The sequence below is a fragment of the Sphingopyxis yananensis genome, assembly GCF_020687785.1.
Taxonomy (GTDB): domain Bacteria; phylum Pseudomonadota; class Alphaproteobacteria; order Sphingomonadales; family Sphingomonadaceae; genus Sphingopyxis; species Sphingopyxis yananensis.
Genome location: NZ_JAJEWI010000009.1, coordinates 106,943 through 113,763, shown reverse-complemented (window position 1 = coordinate 113,763; position 6,821 = coordinate 106,943). Strand labels below are relative to the sequence as shown.

General features: G+C 54.4%; 5 protein-coding genes. 4 read left to right on the top strand and 1 reads right to left on the bottom strand.

Translation table 11 applies throughout. The annotated features are described in order from the left end of the window. The first annotated feature begins 31 nt into the window (after window positions 1-31). From LKO31_RS15125 to tnpC, 4 genes are all read left to right on the top strand, one after another. Entirely contained in the window at window positions 32-1,579 is a 1,548-nt protein-coding gene (locus tag LKO31_RS15125) for a UvrD-helicase domain-containing protein (RefSeq protein WP_320443498.1), read from the top strand. 326 nt (window positions 1,580-1,905) lie between these two features. Continuing rightward, complete coding sequence (tnpA, locus tag LKO31_RS11625) at window positions 1,906-2,274, top strand: IS66-like element accessory protein TnpA (protein ID WP_227690732.1); 369 nt, start codon at window positions 1,906-1,908, stop codon at window positions 2,272-2,274. Continuing rightward, window positions 2,274-2,621, top strand: a complete 348-nt coding sequence (tnpB, locus tag LKO31_RS11620) for an IS66 family insertion sequence element accessory protein TnpB (protein WP_227690731.1) — start codon at window positions 2,274-2,276, stop codon at window positions 2,619-2,621. Before tnpA ends, tnpB begins: the two co-directional genes overlap by 1 nt. 75 nt (window positions 2,622-2,696) lie before the next feature. Beyond that, window positions 2,697-4,214 carry an IS66 family transposase gene (tnpC, locus tag LKO31_RS11615; protein WP_227690737.1) on the top strand — a complete coding sequence of 506 codons (1,518 nt, stop codon included), beginning with the start codon at window positions 2,697-2,699 and terminating at the stop codon, window positions 4,212-4,214. Between the two features lie 1,318 nt (window positions 4,215-5,532). Here tnpC and LKO31_RS11610 read toward each other — a convergent pair. Beyond that, a complete protein-coding gene (locus tag LKO31_RS11610; protein ID WP_227690730.1) occupies window positions 5,533-6,819 on the bottom strand; it encodes a dihydrolipoamide acetyltransferase family protein in 1,287 nt (428 codons plus the stop codon). Window positions 6,820-6,821 lie beyond the last annotated feature (2 nt).

The window sequence follows — 6,821 nt, the reverse complement described above, 5'->3', positions numbered from 1 at the left end:
CTCTTACACCGCTGATCGCTGAAATCTCGTTATCGTCAGGCATCGACCACCCCCTTCAAAGGGGCGCAATCAAGCCGGCAAAGCAGCTAGTCGCAAGGCGGCCTACAGGCCCCGCTTACTAATAAAACTCGCCGGCGCCATGTTTAAGAAATATTCGAGGCTTCGTGATATTACGCGGGACCGATACCGATACATTCTTGTCGACGAGTATCAAGACACGGCGCCTGAGGTCGTAAAGATCCTCCTCGACTATCTTCCGCAAAGCAAGCGGAAGGGGGGCAGTGGCTTCTTCGGCGATGCCATGCAGGCGATTTACGACGGAGGCATCGGCGACATTCACGACTATGTTGCCAAAATGTCGGTATCGGAGGTCAAGAAGGAGCAGAACCGGCGCAACCCCCGACTTGTGTATGAACTGGCGAACAGGCTCCGGACCGACGGAATTGAGCAGCACGCATCGGACGATCTCACCGCGCCCAATATGAGCGACGGGAAGGTCAGGGATGGCCAGATCCGCTTTTATTATACGACGGGCGATAGCAGCCGGCTCCAGGATGTCCGGAACCATCTGGATTGGGATTTCTCGGATGTGCTGGAGACAAAGGAGCTCAACCTTACGCATAATCTGATTGCGCCCCAGGCCGGCTTTGGCGACCTGATGGCCATTTATGACAAGGATGGCGTCCTGAATTATCGCGATCGAATTGTCACTCATATTAAGAAAAACGACGATCTCGCGAAGTATGATGATTGCACATTCGGTGAGACAATCACGATGCTGCAGCAGGGTAAGACTGGCGCAGCTCTGACTGCGGTTTCACCAACCCCGACCATGAAAAAATTTATCGAGGCTCGACCGGATCTCCTTGCCGATGCTGAAGCCCGTAACTTTTTGGCATTTCGACGGATGTATGTCGATAAGGAACAATTGGTCGATGACAAAAAGCAGAGCAAGGATGAAATGGCCCGCAAGGGGTCGAGCCGCTGCGATTTCGTAAAGCATGTCTTCAAGATCCAGAAGGTGGTGCATCTGTATCAGCAGCGCCGCTACAACGAATTCTTGCGCCACACCGAATTCAAGGTGGCAAGATCGGAAGACAAGGTGCGACTGAAGGAGCGCATCGAGGCGATTGAAGCAATGAGCGATCAATCCGTGTCGGAGGTAATAAACTACGCGCATGACCATGGTCTGTGCCTGATTGACGATCGGTACGCGCAATTCACCGAAAAAAAGGGCTATCTCTATGATCGCCTGAAGGACGTTCCATATCGATCATTCCAGAATTTGTACGAATATCTGGAAGGGCGCACGACCTACTCCACGCAGCATAAGATCAAGGGACGAGAGTTTGATCGGGTTCTGGTCGTCATGGATTCCGGCGGCTGGAACCATTATAATTTCAATAATCTGTTTGAGAATGATGGTAATCCAACGGTTCTAGCGCGGACACAAAAGCTCTTCTACGTATGCTGCACGCGCGCGAAGAAAATGCTTTCCGTATATTTTCACAACCCATCCCAAAACGTGATTAACCAAGCAGAGCAATGGTTCGGGGCCGAGAATTGTATAGCTTTGTGATCTGCAGGCGAAGTGGGCAGGGAAGCATTGAGCGCCGCTAAGTACTAAATCAGATCGCGACTGCTTCGCGCGAGTTTCCGCCTAAAGCTGTCGATCGACAACCGGCCATTCGTGCGTGTCGCAGTCGGAAACCTGACCGTCCGCAGCTGGATGCCGGAAATTGGCCGCTGAGCGTCTTGGAAGGGTCGGCGTAAGCGGTGCCTGTAGGCCGCCTTGCGCCTAATTGCTTTGCCAGCTTGATTACGCCCCTTTGAATGGGGTGGCCAGTGTCTGACGATAACGAGATTTCGGTAGTTGACAGTTTAAGAGGTCATACGACTAGTCATATGACCTCGCACGTTGAGGTCGTTGGCGGACGTCGTCGCTGGACGGTAGATCAGAAGCTCGTGATATTGCGGGATGCCTTTGGTCCCGGCGGTTCGGTTCGGGATGCCTGCAAACAGCATAATATCGGCAATGGCCAGATTTACACATGGCGGCGTCAAGCCATGTCGGGTGAACTGGCCGGTATTAGCCATGAGGTCGAGCCCAGTTTTGCCGAAGTGCAAATCAGTGACATGGCGGAATTGCCTGCAGCAGCATCTTCTTCCGCCAGCGGCTTGATCGGGATTGAACTGCCGTCCGGAATAAAGCTGACCGTCGATGCCCAAGTTGATGCCAGCGCTCTGGGCCGTGTGATGTCGGTGCTGACATAGTGATAGCCTTGCCCCCATCCACACGGATTTATCTCGCCTGCGGCACAACAGACATGCGCAAGGGGATTAATGGTCTGGCTGTGCTGGCGCAGGAAGTGCTGAGCATAAACCCGCATAGCGGGGCCTTATTTGCCTATCGCGGTAAGCGCGGTGATTTGGTCAAGCTGCTTTGGTATGATGGGCAGGGTTTTTGCTTATTCTCCAAGCGAATGGACCGTGGACGCTTTGTCTGGCCCGTCACCGGAAGCGGCAAAGTCAGCCTGTCCGGCGCGCAGCTTTCGATGCTGATCGAGGGGATAGACTGGCGGCGGCCAGAGCGGTCGGATAGGCCCATTTTGGCGGGATAAAAGCGCTGTTTTTCGGCGCTTTTTGTGGTGTTCTCCTTTGGTGTTCGTTATAAGATAGCCGTGTCCGACGTTCCTATTCCCTTCCTTGATAAAGATGCTCTGATCGCGCAATTACAGGCTGCTCTCGCGGCCCGCGATACGCTGATCGAGGCGCTGCGGCTTCAACTGGCACAGCTACGGCGGCAGAGTTTTGGCCAGTCGTCCGAGAAGCTGGATTTGCAGATTGAGCAGTTGGAACTGTCGCTAGAAGAATTGGAAGGGGAAGCCACGCTTGCCGATATCGGCAAGACTGTAACACAGCCTTCACCGCGCCAGCCTGCCGTTCGCAGCTTGCCAGAGCATCTGCCGCGTGAAGAACGCCGGATCGAACCGGAATGCGGCTCCTGCACCTGCCCAGACTGCGGCGGTGATCTGCGCCCCTTGGGCCAGGATAGCGATGAGATGCTGGACGCCCTGCCAGTGCAATGGCGTGTCATCCGTCATGTGCGGCCTAAATATAGCTGCCGAGGCTGTGAGAAGATTGTTCAGGCCCCTGTGCCCGTAAAAGCCATCACGCGCGGCAAAGCGAGTTTCGCCACGCTAGCGCATATCGTTGTGTCTAAGTTCGATCATCATCTGCCGCTCTATCGGCAAGCCGAGATGATGGCGGCACAAGGCATTGATATCGATCGTTCGACACTGGCCGGATGGGCCGGACAAGCCTCCCGCCTGCTGGACCCCATTGTCACCCGCATCCGCGAAGAAGGGCTGAAGGCGGCAAAGCTCCATACGGATGATACGCCTGTGCCTATGCTGGCGCCCGGCAAAGGGAAAACCGCGCAGGCCAGATTATGGGTTTATGCCGCCGATGACCGGGCATCGGGCGCTACATCACCGGCCATGGTCTGGTATAAATTTACCCCTGATCGCAGCGGTGTTCATCCACAGACGGAACTCAAAGATTTTGCCGGCCTGCTGCAAGCCGATGGCTATGCCGGATATGAAAAGCTCTACAGGGACCAGCGGATCAAAGAGGTCGCTTGCTGGGCGCATTTCCGGCGCAAGATATTTGAGCAACATCAGGCCAGTCCGACACCGCTCAGCACGGATCTGCTGCAACGCATTGCCGAACTCTATCGGGCCGAAGAGGATGTGCGGGGGCAGCCACCGGATATCCGCCGTCAGCACCGGCAGGACCATAGCAAAGCGCAAGTCGAAGCCCTGCGCAGCGTGATCGATAATGCACTGCGCCGATTGTCGCCCAAATCTGCGATGGCGAAGGCGCTGATCTATGGCCGCAAGCGCTGGGATGCGCTGACACTGTTCCTCGATGAAGGAATGGCGGAAATGGACAATAACATCGCTGAACGCGCGATGCGTCCGGTAGCGGTGGGCCGTAAGAACTGGCTTTTTGCGGGTTCAAAGGCCGGCGGCGAACACGCGGCTGCCATTTATTCCGTCATCGAGACCTGCAAGCTCAACGCTGTCGAACCACAGGCCTATATTGCTGATGTCATGGAAAAAATCGCTGGAGACTGGCCCGCCTCCCGCTGGGATGAACTCATGCCGTGGAACTGGAAACCCGAACCGAAAACTACGCGTCAAGCCGCATAACCGCGGCTTCCAGAATACGCTTACGGCTCCTGTCAGATCCGGTCGTTCGCGCTATCACGGGGGAACGGTGATACCTGGTCGGCAGCCGACGCCGCGTGAGCGTCTGCTATCCCCGCGATCAGGCTCCAATCTGGACATTCGCCTATCGGCCCAACAGCAGAATGTAATTACCTGCGGAGCTCACTTTGATCGTAGGGGCGTAGTTCTGAAATAGATTAAATTTCTCGGGTTCTGTCTGAAGAGATGGTTGGGATTATGGGCTGCCATGGTGATCCAAAAATCACGCAAAAAATATCTTGCTCAAGACGAATCAGTAGTGTTTAAGGAGTCTCAGATTCCCTGTTTAGGTGTCGAACCGCACCCATAAATGGTCGTCGGGGCTGGTGTCGGGGCTACATTTTCTTAAAAATTTAAGAAATTTTTTCCATTTCAATTCATAGCTTTAGAGCCGGTATTCCCGCTACCCGCTCCAATATTGTGTCCACTATCGTTCATTAACGTCAGGACACTTCCCCAAAATTGCAGATAATAAAGCATGGAGCGGCCGTAGCTGTTCGCGCTCGCTTGCTTACCGTTAGATCCTTCTGGGGGAAGCTTTGGCACCTCAAATATTGAGTGGATGGTAGAGAAACATTGATGCCGAGCGGGCGCTATCCTGATGCCAGTTTAAGCTACGCTCGACGGATGCGGGATGAAGCGTGCGCAGGTCTGGTGTGAGCAAAGACCCTTACTAGGAAAGGCAGCGCGCGAAGCCTTGTGCCCAAGCAGAAGGCCGCAGACAGCTTTTCTGCAATCACTGAAGAATATTGCATCAAGCGGAAGCAGATGGTGCAAAAACGCGGGCGGTCGCAACGGCGGGCAGCGAATATATTCTTGCGTTGGTAGCAGTCCGTATCGGCAAAATGGCGACCGCAGACATGGAAGGCGCAAAACCGTTACAAGTCTTTATATGAATGCCGAGGGGCGGAGGTCTTTATTTGGTGGTCCGTCCCAATGGTTCAAAGTTGTCGTCTTTCAAATATCGGTTGGCAGCGAAGGACAAGCTTTTTGCCATTGGGCGATAAGCTGATGTGGGGGTGGCGGATTGGTGCCGAGCACGAGATGACGCCCGGCGCCAAGGCCCAAATGATTGGGATGCGGCTTCTAAAAGAAAATAGGAGGCACCGGTGGGCACGGATCGGGATGCAAACGGCTTTGTCTATATTGCCCGCGAATAGATGGGCACACAGCTCAGCGACTTTATGGCGGTTTGCCTTTGCGTGGCGGCTCAAGATACTCAGGGCCTCACGCCGTGTAATGCATCACCACTCAGACGCTACTATCCCGCGAGAAGGGCCAGTGGGTTTTCTAGCAGACTTCGCAATTCCTGAATGAATTGGGCCGCATCATAACCGTCGACGACGCGGTGATCGAAAGAGGATGAAATATTCATCATTTTTCGAAGTTCCACGCTGCCAGCGCGTGCTATTGGGCGTTCGACGATCCGGTTAGGGCCGATAATGGCAACCTCCGGCGCATTGATAACCGGCGTGGTTGCGAGTCCGCCAAGCGTTCCGAGGCTGGTGATGGTGATGCTTGATCCTCCAAGTTCCTCCTTGCGAGCCTGTCCGTTCCGGGTGGCAGAGGCAAGACGGGAGATTTCTTCTGCCATATCCCAAATGCTAAGCTTTTCGGCATTTTTGAGCACGGGAACGATCAGGCCGTTGTCCGTTTGCGTTGCGATTCCGACGTGCAGCGGGGCATGATAGCGAACAATGCCGCTTTCATCATTATAGGTGGCGTTGATCTGTTCATAGCGCGGCAGGATTTGCGCCATGGCTCGGATCAGAAATGGCAGGAATGTAAGCTTCGGGCGGGAGCCATTATAGCGTGTGTTGAGGGATAGGCGTACATCTTCAAGCTCCGTTACATCCACTTCTTCGATATAAGCGAAATGTGGAATAGTGCGGCTTGATATTTCCATCTTCTCTGCAATTTTTCTCCGCAATCCTGTAAGCTTCACTTCGCGATAATCGAGCGTAGAAGAGGCTGTGGTGGCTGATGGAGGTAGGGCCGCAGGTGAGGGTTGCCCGACTTTGCGGCTTTCGCCGTTCAGATAGGCATCAAGATCGGCCTGACGGATGCGTCCTTGCGGACCGCTGCCGCGAATATCTGCCAGATTGACACCGGCTTTAGCGGCACGAGCGCGAACCGCTGGCGTGGTTTTGGGACGTGTCGCCGCTGGATCAACGGGGTTGGATTTTTCTTGATGGGATATAGCAACGGGAATGGCCGCAATTGTCGTTGCCCCCTCATCGGTAGCATCCCGTGTTGGCAAGCCTGCCGATGCGGCAACGGGTTGTGAAATTTCTGTTTCTGCAGTCGCTTCTGTTTCAAATTCGATTAAAGGCGATCCGACCTGCGATGGTTCCCCCAACGTTCCATGGAGAGCCAAAATGCGGCCGCTCACTGGTGCCGTCAATTCGACGGTGGCTTTGTCTGTCATCACATCGGCGACAGGCTGATCTTCTTCTACCAGATCGCCGATGGTGACATGCCATGCGACCAGTTCTGCCTCGGCTGTTCCTTCGCCAATATCTGGCAGCTTAAAAATGTGATGCGCCATGA

Coding starts and splice junctions, on each gene's coding strand:
- LKO31_RS11610 (WP_227690730.1), bottom strand. CDS start 6,819: ATGGCGCATCACATTTTTAAGCTGCCAGATATTGGCGAAGGAACAGCC.
- tnpA (WP_227690732.1), top strand. CDS start 1,906: ATGACCTCGCACGTTGAGGTCGTTGGCGGACGTCGTCGCTGGACGGTA.